This window comes from Pseudomonas sp. TWR2-1-1 (assembly GCF_049897045.1).
GTDB classification, from domain to species: domain Bacteria; phylum Pseudomonadota; class Gammaproteobacteria; order Pseudomonadales; family Pseudomonadaceae; genus Aquipseudomonas; species Aquipseudomonas versuta.
In genome coordinates, this window is the sequence record NZ_JAFCVM010000004.1 from 234,408 (window position 1) to 251,606 (window position 17,199).

Annotated in this window: 17 protein-coding genes and 1 pseudogene; 9 read left to right on the plus strand and 9 right to left on the minus strand. The window is 53.9% G+C overall.

Annotated elements, in window-relative coordinates; translation table 11 throughout:
- Positions 1-383: 383 nt before the first annotated feature.
- Positions 384-680: an ogr/Delta-like zinc finger family protein gene (locus ACP7BO_RS12210; RefSeq protein ID WP_073510607.1), complete on the minus strand. Its 297-nt coding sequence runs from the start codon at positions 678-680 to the stop codon at positions 384-386.
- A 572-nt stretch (positions 681-1,252) separates the two neighbouring features.
- On the opposite strand from ACP7BO_RS12210, the gene ACP7BO_RS12215 reads away from it, so the two are divergent.
- The gene (locus ACP7BO_RS12215) at positions 1,253-1,663 is read left to right on the plus strand and encodes a helix-turn-helix domain-containing protein (protein ID WP_426210640.1); all 411 of its coding nucleotides are present in this window, start codon (positions 1,253-1,255) and stop codon (positions 1,661-1,663) included.
- 121 nt (positions 1,664-1,784) lie between these two features.
- On the opposite strand, the gene ACP7BO_RS12220 is transcribed toward ACP7BO_RS12215, so the two are convergent.
- From ACP7BO_RS12220 to ACP7BO_RS12230, 3 genes are all read right to left on the minus strand, one after another.
- Complete coding sequence (locus tag ACP7BO_RS12220) at positions 1,785-2,135, minus strand: putative holin (protein ID WP_397456306.1); 351 nt, start codon at positions 2,133-2,135, stop codon at positions 1,785-1,787.
- Positions 2,136-2,699: 564 nt separating this feature from the next.
- A complete protein-coding gene (locus ACP7BO_RS12225; RefSeq protein ID WP_397456305.1) occupies positions 2,700-2,951 on the minus strand; it encodes a helix-hairpin-helix domain-containing protein in 252 nt (83 codons plus the stop codon).
- A gap of 9 nt (positions 2,952-2,960) precedes the next feature.
- Complete coding sequence (locus tag ACP7BO_RS12230) at positions 2,961-3,587, minus strand: LysE family translocator (RefSeq protein WP_426210642.1); 627 nt, start codon at positions 3,585-3,587, stop codon at positions 2,961-2,963.
- A 428-nt stretch (positions 3,588-4,015) separates the two neighbouring features.
- On the opposite strand from ACP7BO_RS12230, the gene ACP7BO_RS12235 reads away from it, so the two are divergent.
- A complete protein-coding gene (locus ACP7BO_RS12235) occupies positions 4,016-4,453 on the plus strand; it encodes a DUF3757 domain-containing protein (RefSeq protein WP_426210644.1) in 438 nt (145 codons plus the stop codon).
- Positions 4,454-4,665: 212 nt separating this feature from the next.
- On the opposite strand, the gene ACP7BO_RS12240 is transcribed toward ACP7BO_RS12235, so the two are convergent.
- The 3 genes from ACP7BO_RS12240 to ACP7BO_RS12250 form a co-directional block, all read right to left on the minus strand.
- Positions 4,666-5,094, minus strand: a complete 429-nt coding sequence (locus tag ACP7BO_RS12240) for a MarR family winged helix-turn-helix transcriptional regulator (protein WP_426210646.1) — start codon at positions 5,092-5,094, stop codon at positions 4,666-4,668.
- A complete protein-coding gene (locus tag ACP7BO_RS12245) occupies positions 5,091-5,516 on the minus strand; it encodes an SRPBCC family protein (protein ID WP_426210648.1) in 426 nt (141 codons plus the stop codon). The genes ACP7BO_RS12240 and ACP7BO_RS12245 overlap by 4 nt, the downstream gene beginning before the upstream one ends.
- A 148-nt stretch (positions 5,517-5,664) precedes the next feature.
- Positions 5,665-7,062 carry an MFS transporter gene (locus tag ACP7BO_RS12250; RefSeq protein ID WP_426210650.1) on the minus strand — a complete coding sequence of 466 codons (1,398 nt, stop codon included), beginning with the start codon at positions 7,060-7,062 and terminating at the stop codon, positions 5,665-5,667.
- 130 nt (positions 7,063-7,192) lie between these two features.
- Between ACP7BO_RS12250 and ACP7BO_RS12255 the strand changes: the two genes are divergently transcribed.
- Both ACP7BO_RS12255 and ACP7BO_RS12260 read left to right on the plus strand, forming a co-directional pair.
- The gene (locus tag ACP7BO_RS12255) at positions 7,193-8,047 is read left to right on the plus strand and encodes a LysR family transcriptional regulator (protein WP_426210937.1); all 855 of its coding nucleotides are present in this window, start codon (positions 7,193-7,195) and stop codon (positions 8,045-8,047) included.
- Positions 8,048-8,170: 123 nt separating this feature from the next.
- Positions 8,171-9,384: pseudogene (locus tag ACP7BO_RS12260) on the plus strand (aldose 1-epimerase family protein).
- Between the two features lie 195 nt (positions 9,385-9,579).
- Here ACP7BO_RS12260 and ACP7BO_RS12265 read toward each other — a convergent pair.
- On the minus strand, positions 9,580-10,023 hold the full coding sequence (locus ACP7BO_RS12265) for a GNAT family N-acetyltransferase (RefSeq protein ID WP_426210652.1): 444 nt from the start codon (positions 10,021-10,023) through the stop codon (positions 9,580-9,582).
- A 239-nt stretch (positions 10,024-10,262) separates the two neighbouring features.
- Here ACP7BO_RS12265 and ACP7BO_RS12270 point away from each other — a divergent pair, with 239 nt between their 5' ends.
- On the plus strand, positions 10,263-10,880 hold the full coding sequence (locus ACP7BO_RS12270) for a hypothetical protein (RefSeq protein ID WP_426210654.1): 618 nt from the start codon (positions 10,263-10,265) through the stop codon (positions 10,878-10,880).
- Between the two features lie 118 nt (positions 10,881-10,998).
- On the opposite strand, the gene ACP7BO_RS12275 is transcribed toward ACP7BO_RS12270, so the two are convergent.
- Complete coding sequence (locus ACP7BO_RS12275) at positions 10,999-11,880, minus strand: EamA family transporter (protein WP_426210656.1); 882 nt, start codon at positions 11,878-11,880, stop codon at positions 10,999-11,001.
- 116 nt (positions 11,881-11,996) lie between these two features.
- Between ACP7BO_RS12275 and ACP7BO_RS12280 the strand changes: the two genes are divergently transcribed.
- From ACP7BO_RS12280 to ACP7BO_RS12295, 4 genes are all read left to right on the plus strand, one after another.
- The gene (locus tag ACP7BO_RS12280) at positions 11,997-12,800 is read left to right on the plus strand and encodes a helix-turn-helix domain-containing protein (protein ID WP_426210658.1); all 804 of its coding nucleotides are present in this window, start codon (positions 11,997-11,999) and stop codon (positions 12,798-12,800) included.
- Positions 12,801-12,876: 76 nt separating this feature from the next.
- On the plus strand, positions 12,877-13,473 hold the full coding sequence (locus tag ACP7BO_RS12285; RefSeq protein WP_426210660.1) for an NADPH-dependent FMN reductase: 597 nt from the start codon (positions 12,877-12,879) through the stop codon (positions 13,471-13,473).
- 818 nt (positions 13,474-14,291) lie between these two features.
- Entirely contained in the window at positions 14,292-15,077 is a 786-nt protein-coding gene (locus ACP7BO_RS12290) for a class I SAM-dependent methyltransferase (RefSeq protein ID WP_426210662.1), read from the plus strand.
- Between the two features lie 435 nt (positions 15,078-15,512).
- Positions 15,513-16,583 carry a 2OG-Fe(II) oxygenase family protein gene (locus ACP7BO_RS12295; RefSeq protein WP_426210664.1) on the plus strand — a complete coding sequence of 357 codons (1,071 nt, stop codon included), beginning with the start codon at positions 15,513-15,515 and terminating at the stop codon, positions 16,581-16,583.
- Positions 16,584-17,199 lie beyond the last annotated feature (616 nt).

Here is a 17,199-nt window from a genome sequence, read left to right on the forward strand (position 1 = left end):
TTGATCAATTTCTCATTCAGCGCCAAGGGTTGCTGACGATACAATCCGGTGTACATAGCCCTGGCGCTACTGCTCTTCGTCCAGTAAGACATAACGTGCAACCACCACAGTACAAGGGGCACAATGTGTGGTGCCCTTTCGGACTTCGTTGCAGATCAGACTGGAACGAGCGCGTTGCAGCCTGTGAGGCCTGCGCACCTAAAATACTTATTGGAAACTAAGAAGAAGTGGTCGGGCAGGTGTGCCACCTCCAGCCCGGCCTGTGAATAGAGGATTAAGCCTTATACGTTCAGAACCCTCCCAAAGAAGCGCCATGAACCGTAGTGATTTAACTGAGCACGGAAAACTGCGTCTGATGCCGCAGCTTCCCATTTGCTGACAGGCTAAGATTTATTAGATGCATCCAGTTCGTTTTTTTTACTTGCTCTTTGGGTTGGGGCTTCGGTTTTCATTGCTGTGCGACGTAGTGCGCAGTCAGCGATGGGAAGCTGGACAGAAGGATTGGCCATGCCGCTGGGGCTCATTTCGTGGGTCATTTCAAACTCGGCCCTGACCGACCACCCGCACCCCTCAAACACACACTGTAGATAAGCGATTCGTAAAAAAATATGTCGACCTTCACTGGTCCGGATGCGCATCTTGTTAGAGCAATGGGGGCAAACCAATTTATAGGCGCTCATATTCAAAAATCCATATTGAAAAATAATTATTGATTGAGGGTGAAACTGTAGTCAAACAGTAAACTTTATAATAACCGACGTGTCGCGCACGACCTTCCGATTGACGAAGAGGGCCCTGAACTGAACTTCCAGAGCGGGCTTTCAATCTACAGGAAAGACTCGTCAATACCGCTAAATAGCTATTTAATGCCAGGTATCATCACTGGCTTATGACACAGCGCAAGAAACCCGAAAATAACAGTTACCCATCCGCACCCATCCATTCAACGCCTGCAGATATCATTGCCTTACACTCAGTATTTTTTAAGAATATTCTTATTGTAATTCCGACCGATTCAAATTCGCACATAGCAAAGGTTACTTTATTTCGCCCAGTGCAACTCGTCAGATTAATGCTCATAGACTATTAAACCTCTGCTTATAGCGTCCCTGCTATCCTTGTTATCTAAGCACTGATCAACCGTCTCAGCGATAGTGCTTATACAGCGCTTATGCTTGCTAAATGCCGTGTAGTCCTTAATGGTATCAAAGCTACATGCCCAATTGAGATTATGTCAAGGAAGGAGGCCCAAATGGGTATTGAAAATAGAATTAGATTAGCTATCGAGTTGAGTAACCTGTCGCTAAAGGATGCGGCGACGCTTTGTGAAATCCCCTATAGCTCACTACAAAACTGGGTCAATGGCGCACGTGATCCACGCTCCGATGCGTTGATATCCTTAGCGTCTCATTTGGGAGTATCGATTGACTGGTTACTCACCGGGCAAGGACCAGTACGACGTAATCACCCGCAAGAGAACACGGTGGTTGTACCGCGCTTAAGTCCTGCAGAGGACTCGCTAATTACGCTGTTCCGTTCTGTAAACGATGATGATCGGCTACATATAAAGAACACTCTCCTGGAACGTAAACGCCTGCGCGAAATGGAACAACGCATTAAAGATATAACCCTTCTACTGTCTAACTGCATCCACAATGATTAATACAGATGTCTACCTGCCATCGCGGCATCCCCGGTGCAGACCTGTCGACGCCTGGTAGTTGAATCGTTAAGTTTTGCCAGCAAAAAGAGCAACGGGCCTCGCGACTGATAAACAACATGTTTTACCGCCCCCCCCGCAGCCGCTTGATTAACTCAGGGAGGTCCGCTTGCTTGATCCATACATGCACTTTGATACTGATAGGAACCACAATCAGGGCGCAACCAAATGCCGCGCCTCCTGCCGTAAACACAGGTGCTATCTGCATGGCCATGGGCGCAAACAGATAACCGGCGCCGGCGGACAAAAAAAACGTTGTGACACGCTGCGAAATACTAGCGTTCCTTTTACTGCTCATAATCAGCCACGCCCCTAGAGAAGCGCCAATCATGACTTCGATATCGATCGCTGACATCGCACACCCTCCAAGTTCAGGACTTAGCTCTACCAGCTCCTTTAGCAACGACTCATTCATTATGAATTACTCCTGAGACAAGGTGCCTATGAGGCCACCTGAATCTCGTTATTCACGCACAGTCGCTGGATGGCCAAGTTCGAAACACTTAATCGTGGCGGGTTAAGTTTGCACTTGGGTTGGCGATGTAACTTATCATTCTGGTCCATTTGGGTACCTGCCCGTAACGCCATAACATCAATACTAAAAGGATGCTTTAAAGGCCGGACCGGAGCAATGCGGCGAAACTGTCAGAGCATCCACTACAAACCTGTGGCCGACATTGGGTAAACCCCATGCACGCACAAGGGGCTAAACAATCGTCTGTACGACTAAAGCCCCCACTCATGCGTAAAGCCGCCAGCTGCGGGCGGTACAAGCAAATCGATTCGAGGCTCAGCCTTCAGCAGATTTTAAAAAGATCACGCGCAGGGGTTAACAGGGCAGGACCAGATTTTGGCAACGCCATTCCTTTACAGATAAAGAGAAAACCTAAGACGGTAGAGGTGGAAACCGGGGAACACTTGCCTTCAATTCCCCGGCCGGCCTGTTAGTTCAACATGCCACTGACAAAACCCTTGCCTGTTACGCCGGGTTGCTTTCTGTTGAGGTCCTTGCAAGCTCTACAGCCGCAGTAATAGCCGCTCGCGCTTGAGGGCTATTTTTCCAGCAGGTCGACCCCAGTGCCGCCGATGCCTGGGCCAGGATGTCAGAAACACTCGCCTGGCCAAGTTCGGCCAGTGAATCGATGCCCATCTGCTCAAGCCGGGTAATAACAGTTGGCCCTACGCCCTTGAGTGCTAACAGAGCGGTTCTTTCTTCCAGTGAAAATGACATCGCACGTCCTTATTTCTGACTCAGCGCCGCTATGGATACACCTGAAGCAACGAATGTAAGCCCTGCCCCCACATTCAGGCCGTTAACAAGCCGGGGACGAGGACGTAACCATTGGGTCAGCGCAGTGGAAAATACGCCCATCAAGGAGAACCCGAGCGCGGTCAGTAAAGCGAACCAGGCGCCGTAGACGAACATTTGAGTGGTCACTGATCCGCGTAGCGGGTCAACGAATTGCGGGATGAATGCCAGCACAAAAAAACCCGGTTTGGGGTTCAGGGCAGCCGAGAGCAAACCCGTCACGAAAATACTGCTCAAGGGTTGCCGAGTTGCCGGCCGCAAACTGATGAGGCTACGCGAGCGCAGTACCTTGACACCAAGCCAGAGCAGATATCCTGCGCCAATAATCTTGACGATCCAGAACGCCACGGCCGACGTTTGCATGAGCAGAGTCAGGCCCAACGAAGCAGTAGCCACGTGGAAAAGAATTCCGGTGCCGGATGCCAATCCTGAAACGATTGCTGCTGTTCTGCCCTGACTGAGTCCCCGGCCGACGGCCAGCAGATTGTCGGGCCCGGGGGCGATCACCAGAAGCAGGCACGCCGCCGAATAAGCAAGCCAGATATCGATTGGAAACACGCTGTTTCTCCCTGAATCTCAATGAACCATCCTTGTCGGCCCAATATAAAACGCCCCCTTCGCGCTCTACAAGGTCAAGGCGGGCCAATGCCCGGAGCAGTCAAGAAACCTCTACTGCGTGCTTGAGGGCACCTTGACCCGCTAGCTGAGCCGTTACTGAAAACGGCCCGCAGGAGCTTAGAACCCCTGCCTCGTCAACTGAAGTGCTCCCCTGCAAGCCGGATTTCCAGGACCGCAATTGTACAGCCACGTTTCACACATACCGCAACTTACAAAGGCCCGGTACTGACTGTACTTTTATTTACGAGTACGGGTCATTGAAGTCTCAATACTCGCCCTCTCATTACTCACTTGTTCACGCGCTGCGGCACTGGCCCTATCCGCTAACAATACCAAAATAATGCTATCTACCTTCCAAGGAAAACACGATGAAAGTTCCCTTCATGTACATTATTACTGCCTCACTAATGGCAGTTTCTGCCACTTCCCAAGCCATCGAGAACTGCCCGAAAGTTTCAAATATTGAACAGGTTGGCCCTGGCATTTATCGCGCAACCGGGGAGCAAGGCGAGTGGTCCGGTGTCATTCAAGGTGTGGTGGCAAAAACAGCACCTGTACAATTTTTTGAAATGGCACTTGCCATACAGGACAGTGAACTGGCGCCTCAAGAATTCCAGTATTGCTCCTATAACGTTGGCGATCACGAGCGGCTCGACATGCGATTCCTGGCCAATAACGAAAAAGACTTCACCCTTAAAACCGAAGGCGACGCCTGGGTAAAAGAAGACGGTCCTTTCGGCCTTATCTACAGTGTGTGCGAGAAAACCATGGCCGAAAATTGCACACTCTCACTCATTCAAAAATGAGTTCCAGACAATTCATATTCCTGGAATGTGAAGCGCAGCTAGACAGTGGGGCCTCCTGATTTGGCCCCACTAACAGTCAGAGAAACACCGTCGAAGTAACAGAAACAGCCCCTCACTTGGCCGCATGGCTCGTGCCATCGAATGCAGGCTCAGCCTGTTTGCCTGGCTTTACCGACACCACCCTCACCTCCTCCAGCGTCACACCTCCCTTCTCAAGCGTTGCGTTTTAGAAAGAACTGTCTGTCGAATGCTTCAACAATCGGCATGGCAATACGCAACTGATGGTGGCCATTTTTGCTGAGGGTTATCAGGTTCGCACGCTGGTCTTGAGGATTAGTCCGCTTTTCCAGAAGACCATCTTTTTCCAGGCGGGCAACGATTTGCGATATGTGCATGCGATCCATACCGGTAAAGCTCGCGACCTCATGCTGAGTGACCTGCTGACTGTCTCGGGTTAGCCAACCACATGCCGCCAGAATGGCAAACTGCGGCTGGGTGAGCCCCAAAGGCTTAAGGCGTGCATTGAGTTGACGCTGCCAGTCCAGAAAATCGCGCCACAGTCGAAATCCTGGACTATCGCTTGGCCCCTCGTAGGCCGAACCACTCCAACCCGCCTCTACCGGCGTTTTACCAGCACTCACGCGGCGTTTACCTGTTTTTCACTTGATTGTTTTAGACCCTGCATCGTATCGGGCAACGATGCCTGAATGGACCGACCGACCAAGTATCGAAACAGAAAACTCAATGGGCCAGAGAACTCCACCCAGTGGGTTGCCACAGTGCCATCCTCTTTTGCCGCAAGGCGGTGCCCGAACACCATGCGACATAACGGCAAACGACTTTGCACTGAGAACGACGCGCCTTCGGTCACTTCGACAATCTGGATGCTGGCCTTAGGGCCGCCACTTGGCTTCAACCAGCCCTTGGCTCCCACTCTGAGCCCTTCAGGCAGGCTTGCACTAAGGACGTGCGGGTCCCAGTCGGCCCAGGTTGCGGCGTCCTGATAGAGCCGGAATACCTGCTCGGGCGTGGATCTGATCTCAATGGACTGTTTGATTTCCATGGCATGCGCCTTATGTCGTTGATTCGAGCATAATAGTAAATACATTTACAAAATAAGACTATACCTCCCATTCCATTGAGAGCAGCTTTCAAGTCTGTTTCACACGCGTTGCCATTGACCCGCAATCGCGCACCCGAGAACGCCAGCCTTATCTTTGCGGGGTCAAAATCTTCGGCCGGGCCTCAACAGGCCCGGGGCGAGGTGCCCGGATTCCGTACAGGCACACCACGCTGCCCAGCAGCAGGAGCGCCGCAGCGGTCATGATGCAAAGATGCATGCCTTGCATGAAGGCTTCAGGGTGAGTATCGCGTACCAAAAAACCGAACACCGCCACGCCCAACATCCCGCCGATCTGCCTCGCAGAGTTCAGGATTCCCGATGCGATACCGGAGCGGGTGGCATCCACGGATGACAGAGTGATGCTTGTCATGGTGGGCACCATAACGGCAATACCACTGGCAGCAATCAGCATTGGCACGACCAGCATCCAGTACGAGCCGTTTATGCTGACCGGCAACAGAAGCAGGTAGCCGGACGCGGCGATTAACATGCCGGCAATCATCAGTTTCTTTGCGCCGACACGGTTAAGCATGCGGCCTGCCAGGATATTCACGCCCATCAGAACAACAGTCATGGGCAAAAAAGCGAGGCCGGCCCATTGAGCCGACAAGTGCTGCTCTATTTGAAAGAAGAGACTAAAAACAAAGATCAAACCGTAGTAGGCAAAATTCACGACGACGCCGGCGGCTGATGCCGCAGAGAACGTAGCCGTTCGAAAAAGGGCCAATGGGAGCATTGGCTCCAGGCTCCGTGACTCCAGCCAGAGAAAGGCCAGCGTGGCAACAACGCAAAGCAGCGCCGCACCATATACCAGAGGGTGATGCCATCCTGACCGGGCCGCTTCGGTGAGGCTCACAGTCAAAGCCATCAACGCCACAATAGCCACCAGCTGGCCAGGCAGATCAATACTTCGACCATGAGTCGATAAGGTTGCCACCCCATGACGAAGAGTGAGCGCCAGGCCCACGATGCCGATCGGCAGGTTAATCAGGAAAATACTGCGCCAGCCTACATGTGTTACCAGCAGGCCGCCCAACACTGGCCCCGCGGCAAGCGCAATTCCTCCCGCCGCACCCCACCAGCCCACAGCGCGGTTTCTCTGCTCCGTATCCGCAAAAGCCTGACGCAGCATCGCCAGCGAATTGGGCACCAGCAATGCGGCGCCAACGCCCTGTACGACGCGTGCGGTCACGAGAAGCGGCAGCGAGCTGGCGATCCCACACCCGATTGATGCCAGCGTGAAGACTATCAACCCTGCAGTGAAGACTGGTTTTGCGCCGAAGCGGTCGCCCAATGCTCCCGTAGTGAGAAGCAGCGACGCGAACGCGAGCGTGTACGCATTGACCACCCATTGCAGGCCCGCCACATCAGTATCAAAGCGGCTTCGCAATGCATCCAGCGCGACGTTGACGACGCTGACATCGAGCAATACGACGACAAAGCCCAGCCCTGCGGCAGCGAGGGTGCCGCACTGATCGCGGCTCATGGACAAGCTCATAGGGAATAAACCTTAGCGGTTGAAGAAGTACCGATATTAGGCCCCCAGCCTTTGTGCGAATATTCCATATAACTGCAAGCCATCCTGGAGAAAATGCACAGATGTTTGCTGGGAAAATATTCGCCATTTCCTGGCTGTCGCCCGCAGCGGTACGTTGTCAGGGGCTGCTCGCATGCTGAAGGTCGATCACGCGACTGTGAGTCGACGCTTGAGTGCGCTGGAGGACCAGATGAAGACCCGCCTGGTCGAACGCCTCCCCAGGGCCTGCAAGCTCACCCCCGTTGGCCTGCGGGTGTTTGAACTGGCGCAGGCAATGGAAGAAGACGCGTACGCGATCGAGCGATTTCTGGATGCCAGCCGTTCACCGCTAAACGGTAAGGTCACGCTGAGCGCACCGCCTGTGCTGGTGGCCAATTTTCTGGTGAAGCATCTGGCAGACTTCCGGCTTGAACACCCCGGCATAAAGCTGTCTATTTCGGCCCAGGCGCGGCAGGTTTCTCTGAGTCGCAGGGAGGCTGATATTGCCCTGAGGCTGGTTCGGCCCGAGGAAGTCACCAGCGTGGTACGCAAGCTGGGGTGCATGCCATTCGAGCTTTACGCGAGCAGCGACTATCCGCAGCTGCACAATCCCTCTGCCTGGGAGTTCATTGCCTATGAAGCCGGATTAGCGGATTTGCCACAGCAGAAGTGGTTGATGAGCATTGCGAGGGGCAGACCCATTGCTTGCGAAATCAGCGATATCAATGGTCATCTGGCAGCAACGCAAGCAGGCGCCGGCGTGTCCGGTTTGCCGTGCTTCCTGGCAGATAACGATGCCACGCTGCAACGCGTCGCATACGAGGGTGAACAGTTCTCGCGAGAGATCTGGATGGCTGTTCATCGAGACCTGCGCCATTCGCCGCAAGTACGGGCAGTCATGGACTTTCTGCTGAAAATTGTGACGCAAAACGCCGCCTTCACCCTAAACGGTTAGAAAGCGGATACCCGGGTTGTCAGAAATGCTGCGGGTATATTCCGGATTTGCCTCGCTTTTTTAGCTTGCTGAAACGTTTCTTCAAGTTTATAAAAAGGCACAACTCCAATAAAGGCTGCTGCCATGACCCCGCTTAAACTCTTTGTTGCCCTCAGCGCCCTGTCCGCTGCCTCCCACGCCATGGCCTGGGATTACGTCCTGCTCGACACCGACAATCCCGCCCGGAACTGGCAGATCACCAGCCAGCAACTCGGCGTAAAAACCGACAAGCCCTTCAGCGTCACCCAGCGCACCCTGCACGGCGGTCGGCAGGAGGGTGTCAGCATCGTCGAAATCGATAACGGTACGATGAAACTCTCGGTGGTGCCGACTCGCGGAATGAACGTCTTGCAGGCCTCGGTCGGTGATGTGCGCCTGGGCTGGGACTCGCCGGTCAAGGAAGTGGTCAATCCGTCCTTCATCGAACTTAATGGCCGCGGTGGTCTGGGCTGGCTGGAAGGTTTCAATGAGCTGGTCGCCCGCTGCGGGTACGAATGGGTCGGGCACCCCGGCATCGACAACGGCGAACTGCTGACCCTGCATGGTCGGGCCGCCAACATTCCTGCGAACAAAGTCACCCTGCACATCGATGAAAAACCACCCTACGCCATCACCCTGCGCGGCGAACTGAAAGAGCAGGCGTTCAAGAAGGTCGACTTCTCCGTCGCGACCGAACTGGTTACCGAACCCGGCAGTGTAGTGTTCGCCCTCAACGACACCCTGACTAACAACGGCGACTATCCGAAGGAATACCAGGCGCTGTATCACAGTAACTTCAGCACCCCGTTCCTGGAGCAGGGCGCCCGTTTTGCCGCGCCGGTCAAACAGGTGTCGCCGTTCAACGACAAGGCCAAGGACGAACTGGCCGACTGGCAAACCTACCGCGCACCGACCAAGGACTACGACGAAACGGTTTACAACGTGGTGCCGTATGCCGATGCCAAGGGCGATACGTTGACCGTGTTGCACAACAAGGCCGGCAGCCTGGGGGTTTCGGTTGGTTTCAACACCCAGACACTGCCGGTGTTTTCCCTGTGGAAAAACACCGATACCCAAGGCCAGGGCTATGTCACGGGGCTGGAGCCGGGGACCAGTTTTCCTACAACCGTCGTTATCAGCGGCCACTGAATCTAGTACCGACAATAGGTCCGAAAGAACACAAGCAGTTCCGCATCCGCTACAGCTTGTTGGCGGATAAGGCGGCCGTGGATAAGGCCTTGAAGCAGGTGAGCGAGATTCAGGGCGGGCGGGAGACTGAGGTGCGGCAAACGCCGCTGGTTGATCTGACAAAGGGGTAACACCGGACTGATCCCGTCGGCTTGTTCAAGGCCCGCCAGCGTGCGCGCGACCTTGAGCAGTCGATGGGTTGCTCACAACGACAGCGTCAAACCCTCGCCGACGGAATCCAGCCTGGTCTTCGAACCGAGGATCTGCATTCCGGGCCCGGAAAGTCCGACGGTTTTACGTGAACGCCAACAACAGCGCGGGCAGAATCAAAGCCGCTTCTCCATCGGCTGAAAGACCAGCCCGGCGAACTCTCCCACCTCCCCTGTCAAAACGAATCCGTAGCTTTCGTAGGCTGCCACCGAAGACAGCGACGTCCTGACCGTCACCAGCTGACCCCTGGCCTGCTTCAGTGCCGCGTTCACCAGCCCCATGCCGATACCCCGCCGCTGCCAGCCCGGGGCGACGAACAGCATCGCCACGTGACACCCTTGCTTGAGCTCAATCAGCCCCACAATCACCCCGTCCGAAACGCAAACCAGCATCAGGTTATCGCCTTCCATACGTTCGGCAAACGCCTGCGCCGCTACCACCTTGGCGAAGGTATCTATGCCTTGCGCCGAAAGTGAGGGGGCAACTGCCAGCATGAATGCGTCCAGGCACATGGCGCTTGCGCGGGGCAGGTCGTCATGGGTGAGTTTGCGTATCTGCATATTTAGAAGCTCTCCTTGAGCGACGAATAACCGGGCCAACAAAGTATTCCATTTCTGCCACGCCATGGTGAATCAGTGGCTGCATCCAGTCTTGCGTTAGTCGGTGAGAACGATGCCCGGCCGTTACCTGTCGCTGGCAAGTTGCGCCATGACCCACAATTGGCGCATTACCCTGATGCACGGACCTAAGGTACTCTGCGCCTGATTATCGGCGACCCAAACACTCAATGGATGAAGTCATGGACAGGACGCTCTGTGTCGCGTTAAGCCTTTCGATTATTGCTTCGTCACTGACGGCGTGCACCACACCTTCAACAAAGGCGCCCGTCGGCGGACCGCAGGTGTATGGCTATACCCTGAATAAACCGCTCAGCGGCAATCAACTCAGCGCACTCAGCAATACCGGTTTCGAGACACTCACGGGGGCCAGGGAGTTTCAACGCGATGATGGGCACGGCGGTGAAATCAGCGTGTTACTGGATCGCCAGAATCGCCCTGGCGTGATCAACAAGAAGAGCCGCGTATTCACCCATGAAGGCGACTGCGAGTCCGAACTCAAGACGCAGATGAACGACCTGCAGCAGCGTATCGACAGCCACAACAGCACAACCGGTCAGTTGCAGGGAGGACGCTCTATCAGCCTCAGTCACGAAGCATGCCGCATCCGCCAAGGAGACCAGCCCGGACATTATCGTTATGCCCTGAGCGTGTCCAAAAGCAAGGAGCCCGCTACCTCCACATCAGGATTGGGAAACAAGGTCGACGATGCCTACACGGGAGCCTGGATGACAGTGCTCATGGTGGTGCTGGCGCCGTTCGTACTGATTGGCGCAGCCGTTAGCAAGGCGATCGATTGAACTGAGGCTGAATATTGAAAAGCTGCAGCAAAGCACGAGTGACACTGTCACTCGTGCCTTCCCCTGCCACCGGTTTGCTGCGGTCGTACCCTGTCAACTTCGTCGCACGTATTGCGTGTCAGAGGCCACGATGGCGTACCAGCATTGCAGGTCCCGGCCTTGAGCCCACGGCAAGCGCAAACAGAATCAATGCAATGGAGACCCAACCTGAGGCGCTGGGGCGTTGGCCGAGGATGAGAATGGAGCTGACGATGCCAAACACGGGAATCAGCAACGACAGCGGCGCTACCCGCGAGGCAGGGTACTCACGCAATAGCAGGTTCCACCCCCAGTAGCAGAAAAGTGTGGCGCCGTAGACCTGGAAGGCGAGTGACAATGTCGTAACCGCATTCAAATGCGCAGGCAACGCTATAAAGGGAGCCGGGCCATGCCACAGCCAAGTCATCAAAAATAGCGGAATCGGTGGAAACAGGCTGGCCCACACCACGAAGGCGAAAATCTGCTGCACCTTCGACACCTTGATCACGACATTACCAATGCTCCAGGCCACAGCGCTAAAGAGCACTAAGGCAAAACCGGTCATGGTGGCCTCACCCGGACTGTCCAACAGAATGCCAATCAGCCCTGCTGCAGCCAGCACAATGCCGAAAAACTGAGGCATTGACAGGCTTTCACGGAACAACAGTACACCCCAGCCTAGGGTGAAGAATGCGCTGAACTGGATCAGCAGCGAGGCACTGCCGGGCGGCACACCCAATGCGATACCCATGTTGATCAAGGCCCACATCGCTACGCCGAAGATCAATCCATAGGCTGCAACCCAGCGCAAGGCAACTTGCGGACGCTTCACGAAAAACACCCAGGGCAAGGCGGCCAGCGTGAAGCGAATCGCAGTCAACAGCAGGGGGTCCGTATCGGCAAGACCGAGCTTTGTAATGGGGAAGTTCAATCCCCAAACGGCCGTCACCAAGACGGCAAGCAACACGTGTTTTTTCTGCATGGTTGGGGTGTTTGTCCCTTAATGGTGTGTTTTGAATGCTCTGCACCAGGGGGAATATGCAAGAAACTGCAATGGCCCGCTTTCAGGCGCAGGCCAAATATCATTAAAATCAGGCCATGCACACAACAACGCTGGATCCCTACCAAAACATACCGCGCGATGCTGTCGTGAGCGCAACCGACTATGCAGACGGTGAGCTGTTCCCGTCGCACAGCCATCAGCGAGGACAATTCGCCTATGCCGCACGCGGTGTCATCACGATATTCACCGACGAAGGCAACTGGGTCGTTCCGCCTCTGCGCGGCATTTGGGTGCCGCCCGGGCGACCGCACGCCATGCACATGCGCGGCCCGGTCACGATGCTCAATACCTACATCCGCAAACAGGCTGCACAGCGCCTGGGGCTGCCGGCTCATTGCCAGGTATTCGATGTATCGCCGCTGCTGCGGCAATTGCTGGAGACGGCCATCGATATACCCGCGCGCTATGACAAAAATGGACGCGATGGCTACCTGATGGGTTTGTTGCTGCACGAAATTGCCGGGATGCCTGCGCTATCGCTCAATGCGCCGTTGCCGACTGACCCGCGTCTTGCTCGAGTGTGCCGCGATTTCCTGGCCAACCCTTCACTGGAGATCGGCATCGACGACATGGCGCATCGCACCGCAATGAGCCGCCGCACCTTTACCCGCCACTTTCGACTGCAAGCCGGCATCAGCTATATCGAATGGAGGCAACAAGCCTGCCTCCTCGCCGCTGTTGTTCGACTTGGAAACGGCCAGTCAGTTACGCAGGTCGCAATAGAGTTGGGGTATAGCAGCTCGAGTGCATTCGCAACTGTATTCAAGCGTGTACTGGGTGAAGTGCCCAGTCGCTATGTCGTAGAACAAAAGGTGTCTGCGTCCAGACTCGACCAGTAATACAGCGCATCATCATTACCTTTGCGAGTGCCGGTGCCTGGAAGATGTTGGCCGACTGCGTACCTGACCTTTTGCAATGGAGCATGCAGCTCAGCTCGTGCGAAAATTCATCCACTTACGAATCGCCAAGGGTGTGGAAATGGTGCGTTTACTTGCGGTCTCGGGAAGTCTGCGTGAGGCCTCCTCCAACTCGATTTTGCTGCGTGCGGCTGAACGTCTATGCCCCGCAGACGTAGTGGTCATGCATTATGACGGGATTGATGGGTTGCCTCACTTCAACCCGGATCTGCTCGAGAATCCCCCCGAGGCAGTGGCACAGTTATGCTCAATTATCGGGCAGGCGGACGGGCTATTGTTTTCATGCCCCGAGTACGCTCGAGGTATTCCTGGTTCATTCAAAAACATGCTCGACTGGCTCGTGAGCAGTGAAGAGTTCCCTGGCAAACCCGTCGCGCTGTTCAACGCATCGCCCAGGGCGAGTCACGCGCAAGCCGCTTTGCGGCTGGTCCTGGACACGATGTCCGCTCGCATCATCGAACAAGCGTCAATCACAGTGAACCTCTTGTCCAGCCGCTTGAGCGCCGAGAGCATTGCCACCGACCCGATGACGGGGCCATTAATTTTTAATGCGCTCGCAGCCTTTAAACGGCAAATCGAGGTTCAACACCTTTGACGCTCCTGCACAGGGCTCACCCGCTGGCTCGATAAAGCAAAGCAATAGGACAAGCGCATCTGCCTGCTAGCGAGCCTCAGTCCCGCCTGCTCTTGCATGAACCCACCCGGATATCGTTTCAAGGACGCCTGGGCGTAGGCATGCCGCCCTTCCATCAGGAATCTCAGCGTGGTCAGCCAGGGCCATTGGCTGGTGAGTTGCGTGTTGTAGGGCGTCGACCTCAGGAGTCCATGGGTTGCAGATCAAGACGGGCAAGGCGCTACGAGAGGCTGTGGCAGCAGAAATTCCCGCAGGAATATATATCCAGGCGCTGATTTGGCGTTCTGGGGTGGGGGTTTTGCAAAAGTTTTGCAAATCGCAGACAACAAAAAAGGGCCCACCTTTCGGTGAGCCCTTCTAGACCGCCCAAGAGAGCCCCGACGAGGAATGGGGCCCATCAAATAAATCCATATAAATCATGTAAATGAATCCTGGAATACTGTTGCTGCCGTAAATTTCAAGCAGCAGATTCAATACAACCTCAGTCAATGTGAAAGCACTTACCCCGTCCGCCCTATCAAAGCCTGCACAACGTCTTCTCCTTGCAAAAACATGATTTATCGATCACAAGAACAGTTCTTCACTTAGACCCAATGTCTAAAAAGTTATAGAAAATCCTCCACTCATGCACTTCAGCGGTATATCCAAGCTCCGCAGAAATATAACATTGCAAGTCTTCGACCGTGATCTACAGTGAGCCTCACCCTGCCTCTATGGAAGCCAACTACAGCTGCTCCAAAGTTCCAGGGTAATAACGCACCACAACGGAGAAACATGATATGGAAGTTTATGGCGAGTTTATATTCAATCAAAATCAACACGCTGAGCTTGATCGACTGAACCATATAACCATGGCATTTGACCCTATTACAAAAGAACATATAACCAACCTCAACCTTCCTTTAAACTCAAGATGCCTGGATATTGGCTCAGGCACAGGAAGCATCGCCTCATGGCTCTCAGCCGGTTCCCGGCAAAAAAACTTCGAGGTGCTTGCATTAGACCGAGACGGACAATTCTTACCCAAGCAAACATCTGCCGATAAAAATCTTACGATTCTAAAATCGGACATATGCACGACCCCATCTTTAGGTGAGTTTGATTTAATTCACGCACGCCTCGTGCTCATGCACCTTCGCGACCGATCAGAAGTATTGGAAAAACTTGTATCATGGTTGAAACCTGGTGGGTGGATCATTCTTTCTGAGCTTATTGACACCCACACGACAGACCCCCTCCCTTCAGCCTATAGCAAAACAATGAAAACCATGTGGGAAGTTTTACACAAAACCATTGGCACCGACTGTCATTGGGGCAACAGACTATCGGACGACTTAAAGACTCTTAACCTAAAGGAACTGGGCAGCTCATTACATTACCCACCCCTCAGTAATGGATCACCCATGCCTGCCTTTTGGCGCCTTACCTGGATGGAAATGAAACACCACTTATTAACTACAGGTGGTCTAAACATTGACACCTATACGCAAGCTATGGACACCCTCAACGCAGACGAGGTTACGGATTTACCTCCAGGTTTAATCACATGCTGGGGTCAGCGATAAATACCGACTGGGGGCTCTGTGCGCTTCAGGAATTTACGCCCGGACGTTTCATTTGAACAAGCAACTACCCTTTGGCTCTGCTAATCGCTTTGAGAAAGAATGCAGTGCCTGCATGAATTAAGTGAAGTACAAAAAACGCTTTTTTGTTACAACACGCTATAAAGCAGTGATCGAAGCCAGAGTTAAACATAGTTTGGTGCCTTCGCAGATAAAACCTGAGCAGGGGCAATACAACTGGAATTTTAACTACGAAAGACGTTTACCTAAACCGATAATGCACGATAGAAACCTACTCCCTAACGGGAATATGACGATGTACATGATCCAACAGTGCCAGGCCACTGTTCTGGTGAAGTTCCGTTGAGCGCAGTACCGCAGTCCAACGTCTCATTAATTGAGAGTACGTCCCTTCAAATGGATTAAGAGGGAATGATAATGACTGACTTACAAACTTTCGTTTTACCCGAATGCGTCACCGGTAACGCTGCCGATAAAGCGCTCGGACACGCATTGATCAAAGCATGGCAAACCGATGGAATCTTCCAGATTGCAAGTACACCTGATCAAGAGCTCGCTTTGCAAAGTGCTCTGCAAGCTAGCAAGCGTTTTTTCAAAATGCCTCATGCAGTCAAAGCAAGTTGCTTGAGCGATCTGAGTTATAGCGGGTATGTTTTTTCAGGCGAAGAAGTTACCGCCGGCGAACGGGACAACCCGGAAATATTCACAGTTTGTAAAGACCTGCCACACACCAGCGAACAGGTACAACAAGGCTGGCCTTGTCACGGTCCCGCACCATGGCCCGACGCTGACTACAAATCCAGTATGAAAAACTATATGAACGAGCTAGGCCTTGTGGGAGAAAAACTGCTGGAACTAGTTGCCTTGGGGCTTGAATTGCCGGACAGAAACTCCCTGACATCACTGACTAAAAACGGATGGCACCACATGCGTGTGCTTCGTTTCCCTGCCGAGTCCTCCAGTACATCCCGAGGGATTGGCGCCCATACAGACTATGGTCTGTTGGTCATCGCCAGCCAGGATGATGTAGGTGGTTTGTATATTCGCCCGCCGGTTGCAGGAGAAAAACGCAACCGAAACTGGTTGCAGACAGAAAGTTCTGCTGGTCAATTCGAGCATCAGGAGCCCTGGACATTTGTCAAACCAGTCCCCCGCGTGTTTACAGTCTTCCCCGGGGATATTCTGCAATTTCTAACTGATGGCCTGCTGCTTTCTACGCCCCATAAAGTCAAGCTGAACACCCGTGAGCGCTTTGCCTTCGCCTACTTCCACGAACCCCACTTCGAAGCTGTTGCCCGCCCGGTGCTAGGGAACGAAAGAGACACATCGATTCATTATGGTGAACACTTCACCAACATGTTCATGCGCTGCTACCCGGAACGGACTACTACAAAACGCATTCACCGCGAGAATCGGTTGGCCCATATCGAACGGCTAAAAGAGAACGTCTTGTCACCGCAACAACAATACCCTGACTCATCTGTCTAGGTATTACTTAGGACCCGATGCTGGGAGGTAACCCTGCGACATCGAAATAATGGACACCTCAATGTTTTAGGTGTCCACAAGAAGCCCTCTCACCAGATCCAGGTGAGAGGGCTTCTACAACGTTTGCTACATACCTACGCCTGGAGAAGCTAGAACTGAATTTCTCCCATGCGATCCACATGACCGTGGCAGCGCGATCAATCCTTGATCGCCATCGCCAGTGATCCCGATAATTCATTGAGCATGCGTTGGAGCAAACATGGCTCTATGGGCGCCATAAACCAAGCCGCTGGAGCTGGTGGCGTCGAGTTGGACATCTACCGCAGGTCAGCAGTCGCAGGGCGATCACGCAGGTGTGCTTATTTGGTTTTCTCATGGCAAGTCCTGGGTAATGGGCCTGGTCGCTGGCGGCCAGTCGCCGCTCATAACCGTTGGCCCGCCACACCCATGCGGTCCATGCGCTGCCAGCCATCAGGACAAGGCTGACCAGCAGCACCCCGCCCACTTCACCGCATCGAACCTCACACCAGCACCTTGAGCGCCTGGGCATACAGTGCCGCTCTGGCCACCATTGATACGCAGGGTAATCTTGTTGAACTGGCCTAGCCCCCTGGAT